Consider the following 21,647-nt stretch of genomic DNA (forward strand, 5'->3'; position numbering starts at 1 on the left):
ATGACTCGCATCGCCATCAACGGATTCGGCCGCATCGGACGCAATGTGCTGCGCGCCCTGCTGGAGCGCGACGGCGCCCTGGAGATCGTCGCCGTCAACGACCTGACGGAGCCCGCCACTCTCGCCCGGCTGCTCGCCTATGACAGCACGGCCGGCCGGCTCGGACGCCCGGTGACCGTCGACGGGGACGTACTCGTCGTCGACGGCCGTCGGATCAAGGTGCTGGCCGAGCGCGAACCGGCGCAGCTGCCGTGGGCCGAACTCGGCGTCGACATCGTCCTGGAAGCCACTGGCCGCTTCACCTCGGCCAAGGCCGCCCGGGCCCACCTCGACGCGGGCGCGCGCAAGGTGCTCGTCAGCGCGCCGTCGGACGGCGCCGACGTCACGCTCGCGTTCGGGGTCAACACCGACGCCTACGACCCGGCCGTGCACACGATCGTCTCGAACGCCTCCTGCACCACCAACGCGCTCGCCCCGCTGGCCAAGGTGCTCGACGACCTCGCCGGTATCGAGCACGGGTTCATGACGACGGTGCACGCCTACACGCAGGAGCAGAACCTGCAGGACGGTCCGCACCGCGACGCCCGTCGCGCCCGGGCCGCCGGCGTCAACATCGTGCCGACCACGACCGGCGCCGCCAAGGCGATCGGCCTAGTGCTGCCCAACCTCGACGGCAAGCTGTCGGGCGACTCGATCCGCGTACCGGTGCCGGTGGGCTCGATCGTCGAACTCAACACGACCGTCGCCCGCGACGTGACGCGCGACGACGTGCTGGCGGCGTACCGCGCCGATGCCCAGGGGCCGCTCTCCGGCGTCCTCGAGTACTCGGAGGACCCGCTCGTCTCCTCCGACATCGTGGGCAATCCCGCCTCGTCGATCTTCGACTCGGCCCTCACCCGCGTCGAGGGCCGCCACGTCAAGGTGGTCGCGTGGTACGACAACGAGTGGGGCTTCTCGAACCGAGTGATCGACACGCTCGAACTCCTCGCCACCGGCTGACCGGCCGCCGGAGCGGTACCCCGCCTCCGGCAGCCGCGCCGGCCGACACTTCCATTGGGCGCTCTGGTTGACGGGTCGGGCCAACCGGAGCGCCCGATTACAGAAGCGGGCGCCCAGCTTCCGAGGAGTGCGGGAGCGTCACAGCCGTGTCCAGGGCACTCTTCGGGCGTCGCCCCGCAATGGCCCACGGGCCCCGTGGCAGTCCGCGACGCCCCTCGCATCTGGTGGCCAGACGGATCCGCCCCCTGGTCAATCCCGCAACCAAGTGGGGACGAAGCACGGGCTGGGGGCTTTGAGAGTTCTGGCTGCCGTTCGGTGAAGTCGTCGGATGCCTACAGCGGGATCTCGCCCAGTGTGATGTCGACGGCGCCGGCCGGTCCGTTGGGGTTGTCCACGGCGACGGTGACACGGCGCTTGCCAGGCTGGCCCACGAGATTGGTGGTGTACCGGCTTTGACCGATGACGTCACCGACGACGAGGCGTCCGTCGGCCAGTAGCAGGGAGCCGTCAAATACGGTGGTGAAGCCATCCTGCTTCGTCCCGACGCTGGAGATGTCCTCGATGAACACTCGTACCTTGACCAGCTGGACCTGAGCCTGGACTCGGACGACGATGTGCGTTTCGCATGCAGCGGCCGGCCGATCCTCCAGCGCGAGTGTGGTCGGGATCCATTCCGTGGAGCCGAGAGCCATCACGGGATGGTTCACGTACAGGTCCAAGCCTGCGATTTGCACAGCACGCGCTCCGTTCATCGGTATTGGGCGTCTCGCGAAGAATAGAGCCGCGCTGTGACAGTGGTGTCGGGGCCGAGAGCACTTGCCGGGGATCTCAGTTCTGAGTCAGGAAGATCGGCGAAGGCTCGGGCGAGGTCGCAGGCGATGTCCGGGCAGGCGAGCCGGATTTGAAGGAGTCGCTCGTCCGGGCTTTCGGTGAGCGTCTCCCGGGTCCGCATGATCCACGAGGTGATCTTGCGATGGCTGGGGATGCCGGCCCGGACCGGATCGAGGATGCCGGCGCTGAGGGCATCGACGTGTTCGCGGACGACCTGCCCGCTGCCGCTGGGCGGGTGCTGGTCTGGCTGTGGTGCAGCCACACCCGGTGACGGACTGGATTCGGTCAGGGGGCCGAGTGTGGGTTTGCTGATGCCGTTTCTGGTGCTGTGCGCCTTGGCTCATGGCATTGGAGAGCGATCAGGCCGGCTGTTGTTTCTTTGAAGCCGCAGGCGTCGAAGTAGAATGGGCGCAGGTGCTCTTCGAAGTCGATGTGGAGCCATTCGCATTTCGCGGCACGAGCTCTTTGGGCTGCGGTCGCGACGAGCGTGGTACCGATGCCTTTCGCCCGGTGCTGCCGTGCGACGACTGTGTCCAGGATGAAGGCATGAACGCCACCGTCCCAGGCAATGTTGATGAACCCGATCAGAGATCCGTCCTCCCAGGCACAGACCCAGCCGAGACTGTGGTGTTCAAGTTGTTCTCGCCAGTCGGTCTGAGTGACTTGGTGGCCGAAGCCGTCAGCGTGCAGGGCGTTGAGGGCGGCGTTGTCGAAGTCGCCCCGCCATTCGTATTTGATCGTCATATCTCGATCGTCGTCGTGGTAGTGGCCATGGCGGGCTCATGAGCCGTTATGGAGGAGATGCTCACTGCCCGCCGAGTCGGAGCACAACAGCCACGTACAGACTTCCGGGCGCAGTGAGGAGCAGAAAGGCGAGCACCGTGTGGACGGCGAGCCCTTGCCCTGGGGCAAGGCCCAGATGGGCTCGGGCTGCACGGCTCACCCGGGGCCCGGGGACACCTCGCGCTGCGTTCGAGTCCGCCTTCTCGACTGCCCGGCGCACCTTCCTGCGGCTTCTCTCGCTCGTGATGCCCAGACGCACGCCATGGGCATCGCGCACCACCAGAGTCCGATACACGCTGCCGTACGAGAAGGTCGTCACCAGCCGGACGGTGGCGATCCGGTTCAGGTCCACGGATCGTTCGCCGGTCAGGGTGTTCGCAGTCAGACGTGTCGACGAGTGTTGGAACGGGGCTCGTTCCTCACGCAGAGCAGTGAGGAGGATGAAACCGACGATTTCGGACAGCGGGACGAGCGCGACCGGTGCGCCTTCGGGTACGGCTCCGGTCTGGGCCAGTCCGTAGCCGCCGAAGGGCAGGAGAAGGATCGTTACCGCCAGGCCCGCCCCTATCCGTGCACGCACAATGCTGCGGGCGGTGCTTGTTTCCACTGGCGCCCCCGTTTTGGTCGGCAGACGCCAGCATGCATGCGCGGCAGGATTTGCCGCATTGCCGGTATCCGGCAATCTTCAGTGCGGGATTGGGGGGGAGAAGGACTCAGGTACTCCCGCCGTAGGCCTTGGTCGTCATGCCGGCTGGAAGGCTTGCTGTCGGTACTGGCACGCCAGGCTCGGGCTTGGTGACGGGGCAGTTGGCGAGGGCGGTCTTGAGGTGAAGCCTGTCGCTCTCGGCTGGGCCGTGAGACGCGCGCCGGGGTGTCGAATGTCGGGTATTCGGCGGCAGGGGTGAGCATTTGCCGTTGCCGCCGTTGCCGCCGTTGCCGCCGTTGCCGCCGTTGCCGCCGTTGCTGGGTGGGTGGGCTGGAGCGGCGTCGGGGGTCTGGTGTGGGGTCGGTTTCAAGCCTGCTGCGCACAGACCTGTCCAGGCGGGCCGGTCCGGATGATTGTGGGGCTGGGATATACGGACCCATACTGTGGCTGGTCGTACGGGGGGAGACCGGCGAGTTGAGCGGGAGACGTGCGCCTACCGCAGTGCGTGGAACCGCGCACCATGGCCTGGTGCTGGGTGCCGCGGGCCTTGCGGTGCTGCTCGCTGCCACCGTCCTGGCCGCGCTCGCGGCGCTCACCGAGAAGGCTGTCGAGGGCGGGATACAGCGGCGGCTGGCTCGTGATCCGGGGGCGGTGGTCGAGGTCTCCGGAGCGTACCGGCCGCGTGGTGCGGGAGAAGTTGACGGCCGGGTACGTGCTGCTGTCGACCGTGCCTTCGGCGGCGTACCGCATCACACTTGGTCCGCGTTACGGGTCCCGGCCAGCCGGTCCGCCGCACTCAGTGTGACCGAGGCGGACGGCCGCCGGCGCGACGACGCTGCCGTCACTCTCGTCGCCCTCCAGGACACGCAGCGGCATGCCGACTTGGTGGCGGGGCGCTGGCCGCGGGCAGACGGCGGTGGTGGTGGGTTGGTCGAGACCGCGCTGAGTGAGGTGTTTGCCGCGGAGCTCGCGGTGCGGCCCGGGGACGAACTGCGGGTGCAGCCCGACGGCGGGCGGCAGGTCCGGATGCGGGTGGCCGGGCTGTACCGGGCGGACGGCCGCAGCCCGGCGGTCTGGGCGAGCCTGAGTCCCACCTTCAGAGCGCCCGAATCGATGGCGCTGGTGTCGCGTCAGGCACTGACGGCGACGCCGGATCTGGCCAAGGACGCCGATGCGTTGTGGCTGGCTGTACCGGATGCCGGTGGGCTGGGGCTCGGCGATATCGGGCCGTTGCAGCGGCGTGCCGACGCGTTCGGTGGCAGTGACGTTTCGCTGTCCGTGTTCCGCGGTGCGCCGCTCACGGCCGGGTCGGCGGCGGAGCTCGAGGTGAGGTCCACGTTGGACAACGCGCTCGACGACCTGAGGACCCCGATCGCGGTGGCGCGGGCGGGTCTCTACATTCCGGCGGCCCTGCTTGCCGCTCTGGCTGTTGCCGCTCTTGTGCTCACTGCGCGTCAGCTCGCCGAGCACCGTCGTGCCGAGCTTGCGTTGTTGGCCGCGCGGGGTGCGGGAACCTTGCGGCTGGCGGTGGCGACTGCGGGGCAGTGGGCGGTGGTTGCGGTACCGGCGGGAGTGGCCGCGCCGTTCCTTGCGGGCCCGCTGCTGCGCTTTCTGGACGGGGCGGGTCTCATTCCGGGCGTGGTGCCGACGACGGCGACTTTGGCGGCGGGTTGGGTGGCTGCGCTGCTGGCTGTGGTGGTGCACGGTACGGCGTTGCTGCTGCCGACGGTGCGGACCGTACGGGACCGGCAGGCGGTGCACAGGCTTCGGCTGCGCCTGGGACGGTTCGCGGGGGTGCAGCGGCTGGGTGCGGATGTGGCGCTGGCTGCTGTGGCGGTGCTGGGCTGGCTGCAGTTGCGGCAGTACCGGTCGCCGGTCACCAGCGGGGGCGTTGACCCGGTGCTCGTGCTGGCACCGGTGGCGATGACGTGTGCGGCGGCGTTGCTGGTGCTGCGGGCGCTGCCGCTGGCCGCGCGGATCGCTGATCCTCTCGCGCGGCGCGGTACCGGGCTGGTTCTGCCGCTGGGCGGCTGGCAGATCGCGCGGCGTGCTGCGCGGCATGCCGGTCCCGCGCTGCTGGTCACACTGGCGCTGGCCGTTGCCGCGCTCAGCAGCACAGCGCTGGCCATCCTGGATCGCGGCGACCACGACCAGGCGGTGTTCAGGGTCGGCGCCGACCTGCGGATCGTCCCCGGTGAGCGGCTCGCGACCGCCGAGCGGCGCGCCGCGTACGGCGCACTGCCAGGCGCGGGGGCGGTGACTCCGGTGGTCGACGCGAACGGCTACCTCGGTCAGAGCTGGGTCACCGTCACCGGTATCAACACCGCCCGAGGCCCCGCTCCCGCCCTGCGTCCCGACCTCAGTGACCGGCCGGTGTCCGAACTGGTCGCCCCGCTCGGCCGGGACATTCCCGTTCACGGGCTGCCGTTGAGTGGTGCGGCGGATGAACTCCCTCTGCGTGTGCGCTTGTCGGCCGACGGGCCCGGCACCCCCGTGCCGGTCACGCTCACCGTGCACTTCGTGGACGCAGACGGCCTCACCCGCGCGAGCGAGGCCGTCCTCAAGGACACCGGCGGCACGGTCCGCACCGTACGTCTGAAGGTTCCGGTCGTCGGTGAGGGTGCACGGATCGTCCAGCTGGGTGTGAGCATGGCCGGCGAGAGGGTGCGGCGCACCTACCGCCTCTCCGTCGACCGCATACCCGGCCTGGCCCGGCCCGCCGCCTGGCACGACCTGCGTGCCGACGCCCCGGACCGGAGGATCGCCGGCTGCCCGGGTGCCAAGACGCGCCGGCTGCCGGGGAGTGCTCCGGGACCGGTGCTGTGTTCCGACCGCCCGGCGCCCGGCACGCTCCTGGACGCGGTGCTGCGCGGACCGGACACCACGCTGAAGTACCCCACTTGGAACGTGCGGCTGGGCACCGACCGCGCCAAGGGGCGTCCACCGGTGCCTGCGCTGGCCGACCGGATGCTGCTGTCCTCGGGTGTGGCCCGGGTGGGGGACACGGTCACGGTGCAGCGCGCCGGCGGCGGCACCGCCCGTGTCAGGATCGTCGGGAGGATCGACGCGGTGCCGGGCGGGGAGCGTGACCGGCCGCGGCTGCTGGCCGATTCCCGGGCGCTGGCCGCCCAGTTCGTGCTCGGCGGAACCCTGCCCGCGGCCGAGTCCGCCTGGTGGGTGGCCGCCGAGGGCGGGGATGCGACGGCCGCGCTGGACGCGATACGTGCCGATCCGCGCCTCGGCACGGCTGTCGACGTGCCACAGATGCGGGCCGAACTGGCCGCCGACCCACTGCGGCAGGGGGCACGCGGGGCACTCACCCTGTGTCTCGTCCTCGCGCCGGCGTTCGCCGTCGTCGGTTTCACCCTGCATACGGCGCTGTCGGCGCGGGCCAGGACGCGTGAGTTCGCGCTGCTGCGGGCGCTCGGTGTGCGGCGCGGGCAGCTGGCGGCGTATCTGTGGACGGAGCAGCTCGTGCTGGCCGCGGTGGCGGCGGTGCTGGGCACGCTGCTGGGTACCGTACTGGCCGCGATGGTGATGCCGGTGGTGACGGTCGACGACACCGGCAGGCCTCTCTACCCGGGGCTGCTCACCGACGTGCCCTGGCTCCGGGTGGCCTTGACGGCGGGTGCGACGACGTTGGTGATCTGCGCGGTCGTGACGGTCGCCGCCCGGTTTCTGGGGCGGGTCGACCTGGCGCGAGTGCTGCGCGCGGGGGATGACCGGTGAAGGGCTCGGCACGGCCGCTGCGCCGGGTTGCCGTGCGCGAGGTGCTCGCCGATGTGCCGCTGCTGGTCTGCCTGGCCGTGCTGGTGGCGCTGCTCACCGCGGTCGCCGCCGCTGGGCCGGGGCTCCTGGACCGGCTCGCCGGGCAGGCACTGGCTTCCCGGCTGGAGCAGGAGCAGCGGGCGGAGCCCGGCATCGTGTTCAGCGCCCAGTTCGAGCCGGCGGACAGCGCGGACTCCGACGCCTGGGCGAGTGACCTGGACGAGGACCTGCTCCCGGTCACCGACGTGATCGCCAACGCGGCCCCCGAAGCCCTGAACGGCGGCCTCGTACACGACTCGACGCGGGTGGAGCTGCCCCTCCTGGACACCGTGACGGGGGCGGGGAAGGTGGGGTTGGGCCTGGTGTACGCCTCCGACGCGCCGGGCCCAGGGGCCTACGCCCAGGGGCGGCCGCCCGCTCGGGGCGGTGAGGCCATCGAGGTCGCCGTCTCCACCCGGACCCGCGATGCCCTGAAGCTGCGGCTGGGGCAGAGACTCCCGCTCAGCCCGGGCGCGTTGGACAAGGTCCAGGCCACCGCCGTCGTCGTCGGTTTCTTTACGGTGGACGGCACCGGCACCAAGAGCGCCGGCACCAAGGGCGGCAACACCGAGAGCGCCGGTGCGCAGGGCGCCGGTGCGGCGGGCGGGGACCGGCTGCGGCGTGAACTGCCGTTGCTGGCAGGCCCGTCGCGGGTCCCGCCGCGCTCCGCAGCCGGACTGGACTGGGAGGCCCGCGCGCTGGTGGCGCCCCGTACCGTCACCGTTCTGCAGGCGCAGGCCGGGGCGGCGCTCACGGTCACGTGGGGGATGCGCCTGGACCTCGATGCGCGCAGCGCCGCACGGTTCGCCGGTGACCGGGGGCAGGGCGAACTGCAGCGGCTGCTGGTGCGCTACCCGGACGACGCACGGTCCGTGTTCTGCGGTGACATCGCCGACTACGGCGGCATGTACTGCGAGATCGGCCCGCATCCCGCCTCCACCTTGCAGGACAGTACGCATCTGGCAGACGTGCTCACCGACTTCGGCCGGCAATGGCGCCAGGGCCGCGTCGTGATCTCCTTCGCGCTGGCATCCCTGCTCATCGTCGGCCTGCTCGCGACCGCGGTCACCGCGCTGCTCGCGGTACGCCGGAGCCTGGATGCCCATCGGCTGCAGCGCGCCCGCGGCGCCTCCGCGACGGGCCTGGCGCTGGCGAGGGCGGCCCGGACGGCACCGGCCGTGCTGCTCGGGCTCGTGGCGGGCATCGCCGCCGCCCGCTCGCTGCCGGGCCCCTCGCCCGCCTACCGGCACGCGCTGCTGGTCGCCGCACTCATCTGGCTCCTGCTGCCCGCGCTCAACTGGCATGCCCTGCGCGACCGCAGCGCGCGCACCGGTCACGGCCCGGCCCCGTTCGCGGCGGGCCGCCGCCTGACCGCCGAGGCGGTGGTCCTGCTCCTGGCCGCGGCCGGTGTTCTCGCGCTGCGGAGCCGGGGCACGGTCGGCGAGGCCGGGCCCGACCCGCTGCTGGCCGCGGTGCCCGCACTGCTGGGACTGGCCACCGTGGCTGTTGTGGTGCGCTGTTACCCGCTGCCGGTACGGATCCTGGCGCGCTGGTCGGCCCGGCGGCGCGGCGTGGTGGCGCTGATCGCGCTGTCCCGGGCGGCGAAGGAGGCACCCGCCCGGGCCCTTGCGCTGCTGGTCCTGGTGGTGACCCTGGCCGGGGCGGTGTTCGGGGGCCTGGTGGCCGGGACGCTGGCGGAGGGGCGCCGTGAGGCTGCCGCCTGGCGGGTCGGCGCGGACGCCTCCTACCTCGCCGCACACCGCAGTCCCGACATCGCCGAGCGGCTGGCCCAGGTGCGCGGAGTGCGCGAGACCGTCCGTGTCCGGCAGTTGCGCGTGGACCCGACGAGCGCGACCAGCGGCAGCCGGTACGGCATCGCGAGCCTGGTCGGCATCGACGGCGCACGCCTGCGGGCGGCGGCCCCCCACTCGCCCGCGGCGCGTGCGCTGGAGGCTGCCGGACTGACCGGCCCGCGGCCCGGCAAGGACATCCGAGTGCTGGCCACCGGGGCCCGCGCCGGCGACCGGCTCACCATCACCTCGCACGGCAGGACACTGCGCCTGCGCGTCGTCGGCACCCTCCCGACCGACGTACTCCACGACGCGGCGCTCGGGCCGGTCCGCGGCACGACACCCCCCAGGCAACGGCTGCTGCTGGCCGACAACAGGGATCTGACGGCCATCGGGGCAAGCGACTTCGAGGGATCCTCCCTGCTGCTGTACGGCCCGCGCATGGACGTGCAGGAGCTGCGGTCCCTGGTGCCGCGCGCCGGCCGCGACACGGCCGTCGGTGAACTGCGTATCCGCTCGGAGGAAGAAGCCGATGCCGCGGACGACGGCATGATCAGCGTCCTGAGGGCCGCGTACACCGCATGCACCGCGCTCGCGGTGCTCCTGGCTCTGCTGGCGCTGGTCCTGGAACTGCTGCTGTCCGCCGAGGCGCGCGGCCGCACCACCGCCTATCTGCGCACACTGGGTCTGGGCGGCCGCGCCACTACCGGTCTGCACCTGCTGCAGCTGCTGCCGATGGTTCTGGCAGCGGTGGCGGGTGGCACCGCCCTGGGCCTGACGCTGCCCGTACTGCTCGGCCCCGCCCTGGATTTGCGGGAGTTCACGGGCGGACCCGCCGCCCCCACCCCGGACCCCGACTTGCTGCTCACCGCTGCTCTGGGCGCAGGCCTGGGTGTGCTGGTCGTGGTGGCGGTGGTTGTGGAGACCTGGATCGGACGGCGCCGCGGGCTCGGCGCGGTCCTGCGACTGGGGAGAAACGGTGATTGACCCTCACGCCGGCGACCTGCGACACCTGGAGGAGCGGGCCCGACAGGCCCAGCGTCCGCAGGCGGACGAAGGACTCGTCGTGTGCGACAACCTGGTCCGCGTCTACCGCACCGACGAGGTCGAGGTCCAGGCGCTCCAGGGCCTGGACCTGGTGGTCGAGGAGGGCGAGTGCATGGCGCTCGTCGGCGCGTCCGGGTCCGGCAAGTCGACCCTGCTGTCCATCCTCTCCGGGCTTGACCTGCCCACCGCGGGCCGCGCTCGGGTCGCCGGGCACGACCTGCTCGCGCTGGGGCGGCGCGACCGGCTCGGCTACCGCCGCCGCACCGTGGGCTTCGTATGGCAGCAGACAGGACGCAACCTGCTGCCCTACCTGACCGCCCTGGAGAACGTCGCACTACCCATGAAGTACGTACGCGTACCGCGCCGCCAGCGAGCCGCGCGAGCCGCCGAACTCCTCGACGTCCTCGGCGTCGCCCACTGCCGCGACCGGCGGCCCGCCGAGCTCTCCGGCGGCGAACAGCAGCGCGTGGCCGTCGCGGTCGCCACGGCCAACACCCCGCAGGTGGTGCTCGCGGACGAACCCACCGGCGAACTCGACACCGCGAGCGGCGAGGAGGTGTTCGCCGCGCTGCGCCGCGCGAACGAGGAACTCGGCGCCACCGTCCTGGTCGTCACCCACGACCCGCTGGTCTCGGGGCAGGTCCGCCGCACGGTCCGCATCCGCGACGGCCGCACCTCGACCGAGACCCTGCGCGGGCCCGGTGGCGGGGGCACAGAGGAGTACACGGTCCTGGACCGCGCGGGCCGTCTCCAGCTGCCCCGGGACTACGTGGAGCGCTACGGGCTGAGCGGCCGCGTCCGCCTGACCGAGGAACCGGACCACGTGGGGGTGTGGCCCGACCGAGCCGAACACCCACCCGCCGCCGACCCGGCCTCCGACCCCGGCCCCTCGGCCTGACCGACGCGGTCGACAGCCCAGAACGCCCAGGCCGGCAGGTGGTGTTGTCCCGCAGGCGCGGCGGCTCAGACGGCACGCTGGAGTCCCGGGGAGAGTTGTCGGATGCCGGGGAAACTTGCTCGCGCCTCGGTGCCGCTTCTGGTGTCGTGAGCGGCACGAGGTACTCGGGCCTTGAGGGGGCAGGCTGTGACGGACGGCGCATGCATCTTTTGTGCAATAGCGAGGGGTCAGGCGGAAGCCAGCATTGTCCTGGAAGATGAATCGGTGATCGCTTTCATGGATCTCCAGCCCGTCACCCCAGGCCACTTGCTGGTCATCCCCAAGGCGCACGCGGTGGGACTGGAGGACCTTCAGGAGGACGTCGGCGTCCAGGTCTGGAAAGTGGCGCATCAGCTCGGACGCGCACTGCGCCGATCAGGTTTGCGATGTGAGGGCGTCAACTTGTTCCTTGCGGACGGCGAAGCAGCCTTCCAGGAAGTCTTCCACGTTCACCTGCATGTCTTCCCCCGCTTCACAGGTGACCCGTTTCGCATTGAAGCTGACTGGCGGGTGCGGGAGCGAAACCAGCTCGACGAGACGGCTGCCGCCGTCCGTGGCGGCCTCGCCGCCCTCGACGCCAGGCAACGCTGACGAGCATCGCTCTCGGAGCCGGACACGATCTTCGGCTTGAAGCCAAGGAAGTCCATTGAGTGGTCCCTGCGCGCCAATTCCCGGGCCACGTCGAGGGTCTGGCAGCTGTCACGGGGAGCCGTCACGGTCGGTCGTCAAGGTCCGGCCCTTGCCGAACCGCTGACTGTCCGAAGGCCCGCGGCAGCCAGGCCCCTGTGTGACGTGGATCACGGCGATGAGAAAACCTGTCGTCCGGCCCGGGCGTCTAGCAGGTGTGAGATCAGTCAGAGCAGCGCTGCACGAGGTGGACGAGGAGCGTCTCGTCCGGCTGGTGGCAAAAGGCGACCGTGCCGCGTTCGAGGAGTTGTACCGGCGTACGTCGCCGTGGATGGCGGTGCGGCTGCGCCGTCGGTGTGTGGACGAGCAGATCGTCGCGGAGGTCATGCAGGAGACCTACTTGGCGGTGTGGCGCGCGGCGGGTGCGTTCGCCGGGGCCGCGGTCGGGGGAACGGCCACCGGTTGGCTGTGGACGATCGCGGCGCGCCGCCTCGTCGACGCGTTCCGGCGCAGGGCTCACCACGCGGAGCCGCCGCCGGCCGCCGCCCCGCCCGACGTGGCACCCGCCGCCGAGGAGTTGGCGCTCGCGGAGACCGTCGGTGGTGATGTCGGGGACGCGCTGCGGTGCCTCGCGCCGGAGCTGAGACAGGTACTGCAGGCGATGGTGCTCGACGGGCTGTCCGTCCGGGAGACCGCTGTCCTGCTCGGGCTGCCCGAGGGCACGGTCAAGACCCGTGCCCGCCGGGCCCGTATCGAGATGCGGAGGGCGCTGGCATGAGCATCGAACACGCGTCGAAGCGGATCATCGAGGGGTATGTTCGCGGCGGCGTGGACCTCTCCGCCGACGAGGTGTGGGCCGTGGAGGCGCATCTGGAGATGTGCCGGGTGTGCCGTGACCGGTTGGCTGCCGCTGTCGGCGCCGGGGTGCCCGCCGTGGCGTCGCTCGTCGACACCGTGTGGTCCGGCCTCGAACCCCAACTCGCCGTCACTGCCACGATGCCGCGCCGACGGCGCTGGTCGGCGCCGCTGTCGAGGTGGATGACGCCCACGATGGTGCCGTGGCTGGCCATGGTCGTGGGCGTGACGCTGGTGGCGCTGCTGCTCGATCTGTCCGACACCGGCTCCGGCTCCGGCTCCGGCGAGGTCTCGTTGGTGCTGCTGCTCGCGCCGGTCCTGCCCGTGCTCGGTGTCGCGGCGTCCTGGTCGCGCGGTCTGGACCCGGCGTACGAACTGACGGCCTCCGTGCCCAGGGCCGGGCTCTACCTGGTGCTGCGGCGTACCGCGTCCGTGCTCGCCGTGGTCGTCCCTTTGCTGCTGGTGGGCGGTTGGGCGACAGGGGTGATGGTGGCCCAGTGGCTGTTGCCCTGTCTGGCCTTCGCCTCGACGACCCTGGCACTCGGCGGTGTCGTCGGTGTGACCCGCGCCGCCGTCGTCCTGGCCACTGTCTGGGCCGTCGTGGTCGTGGCACCGACCCTGGCCACCAGCCGTACGACCTTCGCCCTGCAGACGGGCGGTCTGCCCGTGTGGGGGCTGATCCTCGCACTCGGTATCGGTGTCGTGGTCGCCCGCAGAGGGGCGTACTCGGTGCTGGGAGCTCATCGATGACCATCGGAAAGAACATGGGAAGGGAACACCACATGACGTCCGCCGTGAGCGCGGCCGACATCGCACCGACGGCCTACGCCTGGGAGATCCGGGCGACAGGTCTGAAGGTCCGGGTCGGCAGGAAACGTATGGCCGTCGACGGCCTCGACCTGTCGCTGGGCACCGGCGTGCACGGACTCCTCGGCCCCAACGGGGCGGGCAAGACCACCCTCATCCGGACGCTGGCCACCGTGCTGCGCCCCACCGAGGGCAGCCTGGAGCTGCTCGGCGAGTCCGTGGGCGGCATGGGGGAGCACCGTGCGGTGCGCCGTCGGATCGGCTATCTGCCGCAGGAGTTCGGCTACTACAAGCGCTTCACAGTGCGTGAGTTCGTCGAGTACATGGCGTGGCTGAAGGAGGTGCCCAAGGCGGACATCCCCGCCGCCGTGCAGCGAGCCGTGGAGCGGGTGGGTCTGGCGGACCGCGCCGACGAGAGGATGAAGGCCCTGTCGGGCGGCATGGTGCGCCGGGTCGGCATCGCCCAGGCCATCGTCAACGACCCGACGATCCTGCTCCTCGACGAGCCGACGGCCGGCCTGGACCCGGCGCAGCGGCTGCGATTCCGCGAGCTGCTGCAGGAGTTGGGTAAGGACACCTGTGTCCTCGTCTCGACCCATCTGGTGGAGGACGTCGCCGCCGCCTGCACCGACGTGGTGCTCTTCGCCGAGGGGCGACTGGTCTTCCAGGGCCCTCCGGACGAGCTGGCCTCGGCGGGCGGCCCCGAACACGTGGGCGACAGCCCGCTGGAGCGCGGCTACTCGGCGCTGCTGCTCAACCCCGAGCAGGGAAGGGGCACTTGGTGAACGGCCGCGTCCTGCGTATCGAGTTGAGGCGTTCAGTCGCCCCCTGGGCCGGCGTTGTGGTCCTGGTGCCGGCGCTGGCGTTCTTGTGCCTGCTGAACGGGGGGTGGCGGAGTGGCACCACGGCGTGGACGGCCCAGTGGACGCCCATGGCCCTGTGGACCCGCTCCCTGCTGTTCTACCTGTGGCCGCTCGCTGTGGGGCTCGGGGCGCTGCAGGGACTGCGCGACCACCGCTCGAAGATGTCCGAGCTGCTGACGAGTACGCCGCGGCCCGCCCGGCACCGCGCGGCCACACTGGCTGGCGCGACGGCGATCACGCTGGCCTCGGCCTTCGCGCTCCTCGTCCTCGTGGGTGGGGTCCAGGTGCTCGCCCACACCGAGTACACGCACCTCGGGTGGCTGCCGATCTCGCTGGTGGGGGCACTCTTCCTCGTCGCGGGGGCAGTTCTGGGCATGGGGGCCGGTAGGACCCTGCCGTCCCCGCTCACCCCACCGGCGCTGGCCATGGGTGCCTTCGTGTTCACGGCCCTCATGCACATGTCGCTGGGCCGGACGCAGACGGAGACGGCGGACGGGTTCCCCATCACGGAGCCGAACCGGATCTCGCTGCTGTCACCGACGGTGGAAGACGCACGCGAGGCGTTCGTCACGCTCTCCGCCTCCGTGCACGTCGGGCAGACGATGTGGCTGCTCGGCATCGCCGCGACCGGCTTCGCACTGCTCGTCGCCGCGACACCGCGGGCCCGGCTGGCCGCCCTGACGCCCGTCCTGGCGGGTGCGGCGATCGCCCTGCTCGTCCTCCCCTCCGACGCGCGCCGGATGTACGTCGTCGACAAGGCCGCCGCGGAGCCGGTGTGCGACGGCCCGGTGTGCGTGACGAAGACGCAGCAGGCACGGCTCGCGGACCTCGCGGGTACCGGTAAGGAGGCGCTGCGTCTGCTGCACGGTGCCCTCGGTGATCAGGCGCCGAACTCGGTCCGGGAGAACACCGCCGTACTGCCGGAGGGCTCCACGCCGCGGTGGTCCCGCAGCACCGTGCTCCTCGACTTCGACGACGACATCGTCGCCACCGCGAAGGGCGAGGAGCTGACCTGGGCCCTGATCGCCAAAGGCATGGTGCCAGGGTGCACCCCCGTCGGCTGGGGCGGCATGGGCGGAGACGAATACGCGCGGACCGTCGCGCTGGGCTGGGTCCTCGGGGACCTCAAGCCGCTCGGCGGCCCGTCGGCACGTTTGCCCGCCCGGGCCGAAGCCGAGACCCGCACGGTGTGGAAGGAGCTCATGGCACTTCCACGGGCCGAGCAGCTCTCTCGGATCAACGCGATGCGCGCCGCAGCGCTCTCCTGCGAGGGCGACCCGTTCGAGGTGCTGTCCGGCGGTGAGTCCCGGTGAGATGGCTGATGTTGTACGCGCGTTCGCGTCAGGTACCCGCGTCGCTCGCCGCGGTGGTGATCGGCGCGGTGGCGGTGTGGGCACTCGCCCGGGACGAGGGCACGGGGCCCGGTGATCCGCGGCTGCCCGTGCTCATCCTCGCCACGGGGGCGATGGCCTTCTCGATCGGGCTCGGCGGGCAGGACCTCGCGCTGGACCGGACGGCCGCGATCCGCTGGATGCCCCGCAGAGCGACGCACGTGCTGCTCGCCGGAGCGGTCGTCGCCGCGACGCTGCTGACACTGCAGACCATGGGCGCGTCCACGGCCACCACCGCGTTCGTCGTCCGGGACAGCGCGGGCCTGATGGGACTGGCCGCTCTGGGCGCGGCGCTCTCCGGCGGCCAGTACGCGTGGACGCTGCCGTTCGCCTGGCTCTCGTTCTCGTTCTTCGCCCCGCCTCCGACGAGTGCGCCGATGGAGGTGGCGACATGGATGCTGCTGCCTCCCGGCACGGCAACGGGCACCTGGACGGCCCTGACCCTCACGGTCGTCGGCACCGCGGCCTACGCCGTCGCGGGACCGAGGCGGTAGCCGGACCCCGATACCTCGGATCCAGGATTGCCGTCGCGCCACGTCGGCAGGGCCGTCATGGACGGTGGGAGCTGCTCTTCACCCCGCAGTGGCTGTCCGACGTCCATACCCTGGGCCCGTGCTTGGGTTCGACCTCGACCAGCTCGGTGTAGGTCGCATGGACGAGCAGGCCTTTGGAGGCGGCGCCGCCGGGCGGGACGACGGCGGTCTCGTTGAACTCGGCGGGCCGCCTGTCGGAGGACTCAGTCGCTCGGCGCTGTCCGTCATCGGTGCTCGCGCTATGACCAGGGCAGGACCAGGGCGCCCCAGGCGACGACGGGGCCGAGGGCGACGATTCCGCCGGTGTAGCCGAGGACCTGGCGGTAGAAGCGCCGGGTGTCCACCCCACGGGCGTTGCTGAGGACGAGTGCTCCGTTGGTCGAGAAGGGAGAGGTGTCGACGATCGTCGTGGAGACGGCGAGCGCGGCGATCAGTCCGGCGGCGCTGAGGTGGCTGGAGAGAAGCAGCGGTACGGCGATGGGGATGATCGCGGTGAGGATCGCTGTGGAGGAGGCGAAGGCGGAGGTGATGGCCACGGTGAAGCACAGCAGCAGGGCGACGACGACGGGGGCGCCCAGGTTGGCGGCATGTTCGGAGATCTCCTCGATGATGCCGGCCTTCTCCAGCATGGCGATGTACGTCATCATGCCCGCGACCAGAAGCAGGGTGGACCAGCTGACGCCGTCCACGGCCTTCTCCTGCCGCTTCATGTCCACCAGGGCCAGCAGCGCGCCGGCAGCCAGCGCAAGGAAGCCGATCTCCAGGTGGAAGCCGAGCGCGCCGACGACGAGGGCCACCAGAGAGGCGAGGGTGAGCCACTGCCGCCAGTCGGGCCTGCCGGACACGGCGAGGTCCTCGTCGTCGGCTGCCTCCGCGGCGCCCTCGACCAGCGGGGCGGGACGCCTGGCGAGCAGCGCGTAGGTGAGGATCGAGAGCACCAGGTTGATCACGAAGCTGGCACTGAACAGCGCCACGGCGGAGACCTGCAGATCGGTCTCGTCGACGAGGCCGAGCACCAGCGCACCGGAGACGGCCAGCGGGGAGAACGCGCCCGCGTGTCCGCCGCTGATCACCATCATGCCGACGACCAGTGGGTTGAGCTTGTAGCGGTAGGCGAAGTTCATGCCGATCGGCGCGAGGATCGCGACCGCGGCCGGGGTGAACGTACCGAACGCCGTCAGTAGGGCTGCCACCAGGAACAGCACCCAGGGGATGAGCTCCACCTTGCCGCGGACCAGCCGCACCCCGGCCGCGACGAGCCAGTCGATGGTGCCGTTGCGGCGGGCGACGGAGAACAGGTAGGTGACTCCGACGATGGTGACGAAGAGCTTCGCCGGGAACCCCTCGAAGATCTCGTCCTCGGTGAGACCGAGCGAGGCGGTCCCGACCACGAAGGTGGCGACGAAGGCGAGGATGCCCAGGTTGATCGGCAGCACGGTGCCGACCACGAACATCACCAGAAGGGCGCCTATGGAGATCACTTCAGCAGACATCTTTGTCCTTGGTGCGGTGGGGACGGGGTGGCGCGCCCCGAGGGCGCGAGGGTATCCCGGTGCGGACGGCTGGGAGCCGGTCCGGCCGAGGTGATGTTCGGTGCGGCTCAGGCGGCTTGTGGGCGGCCTGTCTCCGGTACGTAGATGCGGGCGTCGGCGAGCAGACGGGCCGCGCGCTGCACGGTGACCCGGTGCGGCAGGCCGTCCCGTACATCGGTGCATCGGACCGCGACGACGCCGGCGGGCGTGCCGAGGCGCAACCACTCGTCGGTCGGGCCGCCGGTGGTCCGGGAGACCACGGACCCCTCCAGCAGTCCGGCAGCCGCGATGGCGACGGCGGAGGTCAGGCCGATCGCGGGGTGCGGGGCGTTCATGGTGAGCATGCGCACCGACACGTCGTAGTCCTCGGCACCGATCGGTTCACCGAGGGTGCTGGTGTACGGCACCGACGGGCCGACCAGGCCCACTTTGGGCACCGCGTCGCCCGGTTCCTCGCCCGGCTGGAGCAGCCCCATCAGTGGTGCGGCGGTATGACGGACGGTGCGCAGCCAGGGGACGTCCGCGCTCATCAGCTCCAGTGACTCGGCACCGGTACGCCCGGCACTGGCGGCGTCGACAAGGACGACCGGAGCTCCTGCGGTCACCATGCTCACGCGAACCGGCTCGGCGGCGCAGACCCGCAGGTCCTGGGCTGCCTGGCCGGTGGGGAGCAGCGAACCGGCGGTGCCGTCGGCCGGGTCGCGGAAGGTGAGGCCGACCGCGACCCCGCCGGCACGGGTGCCGGGTACCGTCTGGTGGCCGAAGTGGTGCACCACGCCTCCGGTGGTGTCGACGATTCCTTCGAGAACCGCGCCGGTGTTGGTGTTGCGCATCACCACGCGTGTCCGGTCGCCGGTGACCGGAACCATCCCCTTGGTCACCACGTACAGGGCGACGCCAGTGGCGCAGTTGCCGCAGTTGCTCGTCCACTCCACCGAGCCCGTCCCGATGCCGATTTGAGCGAACAGGTAGTCGACGTCGACGCCAGGCTGGGGCGAGGCGCTGACCACGGCCGCTTTCGAGGTGGTGGGGGTTGCCCCGCCCACCCCGTCCAGCTCCACGGGATCGGTGGCGCCGTACGCGGCGACCAGCAGCCTTTCGAGGTCGCCACGGTCGGCAGGGACTTCGACCTGGTTGAACAGCCAGCACTTGCTTGTGCCGCCACGCACCAGGGTCGCGGGAATGTGCACGTCTGAGACTCTTCCTGGATCAACGGAGGTAGGGACAAGGGCCGAGGCGGCGGTTGCGGGCGCATTGCGGGCCGGTGAACCGCTCGGCGATTGCGGAGACCTTCGCAGAGCCATGACTTCGGAACAATCGCAGTTCGCTTCACCTGGGTTTAGCTCAGCTAAAGTCGACGGCATGCTCAACGTGCGCCGTCTGCTGCTGCTCACCGAGGCCACCGAACGCGGTTCACTCACTGCCGCTGCGGAAGCCCTCGGCATGACCACCTCCGCCGCCTCCCAGCAGATGTCCCTGCTGGAGCAGGAGGCAGGGCAGCCCCTCATCGAGCGGCTGCCACGCGGTATCCGCCCCACCCCGCCGGGTGCCGCGCTGGCCGAACGTGGTCAGGCCATCCGCCGGGAACTCCGTGCCGCCCAGGCCGACCTGGACTCCTTCACCGCCCTCGACCAGGGCACCTTGCGGCTCGGGTCCTTCCCCACGGCGAGCGCGTCCCTGCTGCCGCTGGCACTCACACGCTTCCGACGTCGCCACGCCGGCATCCGCATCGAGGTGCGCGCCGGAGTCCTCGCGGAACTCAGGGAGATGCTGCACACCGGCGAGGTGGAGCAGGGACTGCTCTGGGACTACGAGTGGAACCGCCTCGACGATCCGGCACTCTTGCTCACCCACCTGCTGGACGACCCCACGGTGCTGGTCGTCCCCGCAGACTCACCCCTGCGCACACATCCCTCCGTGAGTCTCGGCGACCTCGCCGACCAGGAGTGGATCATCCGCGCCGACAACCACCCCGTCGCCGACGTCCTGCGCCGAAGCTGTCGCCAGGCGGGATTCGAACCGCGCATCGCCTACTCCTCGCACGACTACCAGGAGGCGCAGGCCATGGTCGCCGCCGGCCTCGGAATCGCGCTCGCACCCCGCCTGGCCCTCACCAGCCGACGCAGCGACGTACGCCTCCTGCCGTTCGCCTCCGACGTCCCGGCCCCCACCCGCCGCATCCTCCTCGCGAGCGCCGCGGCACGCCCCGCCACCCCACCCGCCCAGGCGATGGCCCGCGTCCTGCGCACGGTGGCACAGCGATTCACCGCCCCAGGCCTGCACCGTGCCCAGCTCGGGGCGGTCCGGCGGGGCTGACGGCGCGGCTCCCTCGGGCCGCCCTCAGCAGGGGACCAGGTGTGGTGCCCTCACTGGTTCGCATGCGCTTGCTGGATCTGCGAGCCGTCCATGCCGGGGTGGGACGTGCAGGCGAGCCACCCCGGGCCTGGCCCTATCGGATGTGCTTCGCCGGCTTGGTGGCGGCGTTGAGCAGAAACTCCAGGGGACCGCGGCGGAAGAAGCGGGACCAGATCGTGGCGAACACGATCGCCCCGAGGACGAACATGAGCAGCGGCCCCCAGGACTGCACCGAACTGGTCCCGGTGGGTATGGCCAGCGCGGACTGTACGAGGAAGTGGCCGACGTAGGCCGTCAGGGACATGGTGCCCACGGCGACGACCGGTTTCGCCAGGCGGCGCAGTCGCGGCAGGCGGTCCATCGCCACCGTCGCGCCCACGATCACGAGGATCGCGACCCCCACGCTGCCGATGATGCCGAACGTGGTGCCGCTGTGCGGCCCGGCCGTCAGGAGCGACGAGGCCTGGGGCTCGAAGGATCCGCCGTCGGGGGGCATCGACCCGGAGCTGCCGGACATCGACCCGGAGGCACCGGACGACGGCCCGCCTTCCGCCAGGCTGTCCAACGCGTGCTTGCCGGCCAGCAGCAAGGACATGCCGTACGCGGCCGCGGTGAGGCCGGCGCCGAGCGCGGCCAGGCGCCACTGGACGACGGCCCGGGACAGGTCGAGGCGGGCCAGCGCCATACCGGCGATCACGAACGATATCCATGTGATCGTCGGGTAGAAGCCGGTGAACAGGAGATCGAGCACTCCCACGTCGCTGAGCCGGTGGAGCGGGTCGTAGGCGTTGATGCTCTGCCGGATCGGCTCGGTCAGCAGCGAGTTCAGGGCGAACGACAGCTGTGGTGTGACGAGGGCGAGGGCGGCCGCGGTGATCGCGAGTGTCCTGGCACGCAGTCGCACGAGGGGCAGGGCCAGCAGGAAGTAGACCCCGTAGAAGCCGAGGATGATCACTCCGCCGTATTCCATCGCCATCGCGGTACCCAGCGCCAGCAGGACCACGGCGCGGATCGCGATCCTGGCCTTCGCCTTCCGGCCGGCCAGGCCGGTCTTCGGCTCCCGGCGACCGGCGAGCAGCATCAGTGAGAACCCGGCGAGGGTGGCGAACAGGACCGACGAGTGTCCGTCCGCCATGTACCGGACCCAGCTGGCGACGCCGTCCGTGGCCGACAGCGGGGGACCGATGTGCACGACGTACATGCCGAACACCGCCAGCGCGCGGGCCAGGTCCACCCCGACGAGGCGTCCCATCGAGGGATCGGGCGAGGCCGGCACGGCGGATTCGGGGGAAGTTCGGGGCTGCGGAGGCGAGTTCTCCTGCGGAGCTGACGTCTCCTGCAGCGGCTGTGACTTTGTCATGCGGAGAATCTCGCGTGGACGTCAGGAGGCGGACCATCCGGCAGGCTTCGGTAACGGCCCCGCCGGTCGGCGGGTACCGCCCCGCCGACCGGCGGAGTCACGTCCCGACCGGTCCGGCACGACCGGCCGGCGGTCCTGTCCAGCCACTTGGCGGGGGTGGACCCGACAGCTGCCGGATGGGCGCGAGGCGGCCAGGCTTCGAGGCTGGAGTCATGACACACCGTGCGCGACACAAGGAGCCCGACTGCTTCCTCGGATCATCGGCCGACGTACCGGGCCATGACGCCATCCCTGGCAGGGGCGAGTCTCTGGAACTCCTCGGCATGACGCTTGCGGTCGGCGCCTTCGTCCTGTTCGTCGTCCGTCCTGAAGCAGCCGAGACGTTGGCGCACTCCCTCGCCACGGGGACAGCCGGACTCGTCCCCTGACCGCACATTCTCACGCCCTGGTGCGCCTGACCGCTGATGCGGTGCCCGGCAGACCA

The 21,647-nt window shown here is 71.2% G+C and carries 18 protein-coding genes and 1 pseudogene; 13 read left to right on the forward strand and 6 right to left on the reverse strand.

Annotation, left to right across the window (positions count from 1 at the left end; all coding sequences use genetic code 11):
- On the forward strand, nucleotides 1-999 hold the full coding sequence (gene gap, locus OG718_RS50730; RefSeq protein ID WP_328847455.1) for a type I glyceraldehyde-3-phosphate dehydrogenase: 999 nt from the start codon (nucleotides 1-3) through the stop codon (nucleotides 997-999).
- A gap of 332 nt (nucleotides 1,000-1,331) precedes the next feature.
- On the opposite strand, the gene OG718_RS50735 is transcribed toward gap, so the two are convergent.
- A complete protein-coding gene (locus tag OG718_RS50735) occupies nucleotides 1,332-1,733 on the reverse strand; it encodes a hypothetical protein (protein ID WP_143643157.1) in 402 nt (133 codons plus the stop codon).
- A gap of 239 nt (nucleotides 1,734-1,972) precedes the next feature.
- Here OG718_RS50735 and OG718_RS50740 point away from each other — a divergent pair, with 239 nt between their 5' ends.
- Nucleotides 1,973-2,101, forward strand: coding sequence for a hypothetical protein (locus tag OG718_RS50740; protein WP_260695740.1), 129 nt, complete (start codon nucleotides 1,973-1,975; stop codon nucleotides 2,099-2,101).
- A gap of 80 nt (nucleotides 2,102-2,181) precedes the next feature.
- Here OG718_RS50740 and OG718_RS50745 read toward each other — a convergent pair.
- Both OG718_RS50745 and OG718_RS50750 read right to left on the reverse strand, forming a co-directional pair.
- A pseudogene (locus OG718_RS50745) lies at nucleotides 2,182-2,574 on the reverse strand (GNAT family N-acetyltransferase); the annotation flags it as partial.
- A gap of 61 nt (nucleotides 2,575-2,635) precedes the next feature.
- The gene (locus OG718_RS50750; protein ID WP_328847456.1) at nucleotides 2,636-3,220 is read right to left on the reverse strand and encodes a hypothetical protein; all 585 of its coding nucleotides are present in this window, start codon (nucleotides 3,218-3,220) and stop codon (nucleotides 2,636-2,638) included.
- A gap of 567 nt (nucleotides 3,221-3,787) precedes the next feature.
- Here OG718_RS50750 and OG718_RS50755 point away from each other — a divergent pair.
- From OG718_RS50755 to OG718_RS50795, 9 genes are all read left to right on the forward strand, one after another.
- Nucleotides 3,788-6,988: an ABC transporter permease gene (locus OG718_RS50755; RefSeq protein ID WP_328847457.1), complete on the forward strand. Its 3,201-nt coding sequence runs from the start codon at nucleotides 3,788-3,790 to the stop codon at nucleotides 6,986-6,988.
- Nucleotides 6,985-9,843 carry a hypothetical protein gene (locus tag OG718_RS50760; protein ID WP_328847458.1) on the forward strand — a complete coding sequence of 953 codons (2,859 nt, stop codon included), beginning with the start codon at nucleotides 6,985-6,987 and terminating at the stop codon, nucleotides 9,841-9,843. Before OG718_RS50755 ends, OG718_RS50760 begins: the two co-directional genes overlap by 4 nt.
- Nucleotides 9,836-10,801, forward strand: a complete 966-nt coding sequence (locus OG718_RS50765) for an ABC transporter ATP-binding protein (protein WP_443055302.1) — start codon at nucleotides 9,836-9,838, stop codon at nucleotides 10,799-10,801. The genes OG718_RS50760 and OG718_RS50765 overlap by 8 nt, the downstream gene beginning before the upstream one ends.
- Before the next feature lie 186 nt (nucleotides 10,802-10,987).
- Nucleotides 10,988-11,431, forward strand: coding sequence for an HIT family protein (locus tag OG718_RS50770; protein WP_328847459.1), 444 nt, complete (start codon nucleotides 10,988-10,990; stop codon nucleotides 11,429-11,431).
- Nucleotides 11,432-11,741: 310 nt separating this feature from the next.
- Nucleotides 11,742-12,245, forward strand: coding sequence for an RNA polymerase sigma factor (locus OG718_RS50775; protein ID WP_223064993.1), 504 nt, complete (start codon nucleotides 11,742-11,744; stop codon nucleotides 12,243-12,245).
- Nucleotides 12,242-13,072, forward strand: coding sequence for a zf-HC2 domain-containing protein (locus OG718_RS50780; protein WP_328847460.1), 831 nt, complete (start codon nucleotides 12,242-12,244; stop codon nucleotides 13,070-13,072). Before OG718_RS50775 ends, OG718_RS50780 begins: the two co-directional genes overlap by 4 nt.
- Nucleotides 13,073-13,104: 32 nt before the next feature.
- Complete coding sequence (locus OG718_RS50785; protein ID WP_328847461.1) at nucleotides 13,105-13,914, forward strand: ABC transporter ATP-binding protein; 810 nt, start codon at nucleotides 13,105-13,107, stop codon at nucleotides 13,912-13,914.
- A complete protein-coding gene (locus OG718_RS50790) occupies nucleotides 13,911-15,305 on the forward strand; it encodes a hypothetical protein (protein ID WP_328847462.1) in 1,395 nt (464 codons plus the stop codon). The genes OG718_RS50785 and OG718_RS50790 overlap by 4 nt, the downstream gene beginning before the upstream one ends.
- Complete coding sequence (locus tag OG718_RS50795; RefSeq protein ID WP_328847463.1) at nucleotides 15,302-15,877, forward strand: hypothetical protein; 576 nt, start codon at nucleotides 15,302-15,304, stop codon at nucleotides 15,875-15,877. The genes OG718_RS50790 and OG718_RS50795 overlap by 4 nt, the downstream gene beginning before the upstream one ends.
- Nucleotides 15,878-16,155: 278 nt before the next feature.
- Here OG718_RS50795 and OG718_RS50800 read toward each other — a convergent pair whose 3' ends face one another.
- Nucleotides 16,156-17,409, reverse strand: a complete 1,254-nt coding sequence (locus tag OG718_RS50800; RefSeq protein WP_260695742.1) for an SLC13 family permease — start codon at nucleotides 17,407-17,409, stop codon at nucleotides 16,156-16,158.
- A 107-nt stretch (nucleotides 17,410-17,516) separates the two neighbouring features.
- Complete coding sequence (locus OG718_RS50805) at nucleotides 17,517-18,638, reverse strand: PrpF domain-containing protein (protein ID WP_328847464.1); 1,122 nt, start codon at nucleotides 18,636-18,638, stop codon at nucleotides 17,517-17,519.
- Nucleotides 18,639-18,810: 172 nt separating this feature from the next.
- Between OG718_RS50805 and OG718_RS50810 the strand changes: the two genes are divergently transcribed.
- Nucleotides 18,811-19,764: a LysR family transcriptional regulator gene (locus OG718_RS50810; protein WP_143643168.1), complete on the forward strand. Its 954-nt coding sequence runs from the start codon at nucleotides 18,811-18,813 to the stop codon at nucleotides 19,762-19,764.
- Between the two features lie 133 nt (nucleotides 19,765-19,897).
- On the opposite strand, the gene OG718_RS50815 is transcribed toward OG718_RS50810, so the two are convergent.
- Entirely contained in the window at nucleotides 19,898-21,163 is a 1,266-nt protein-coding gene (locus OG718_RS50815) for a DUF418 domain-containing protein (protein ID WP_328847465.1), read from the reverse strand.
- Between the two features lie 212 nt (nucleotides 21,164-21,375).
- Between OG718_RS50815 and OG718_RS50820 the strand changes: the two genes are divergently transcribed.
- A complete protein-coding gene (locus OG718_RS50820; protein ID WP_143643169.1) occupies nucleotides 21,376-21,591 on the forward strand; it encodes a hypothetical protein in 216 nt (71 codons plus the stop codon).
- Nucleotides 21,592-21,647: the final 56 nt, after the last annotated feature.

The sequence above is a fragment of the Streptomyces sp. NBC_00258 genome, assembly GCF_036182465.1.
Taxonomy (GTDB): domain Bacteria; phylum Actinomycetota; class Actinomycetes; order Streptomycetales; family Streptomycetaceae; genus Streptomyces.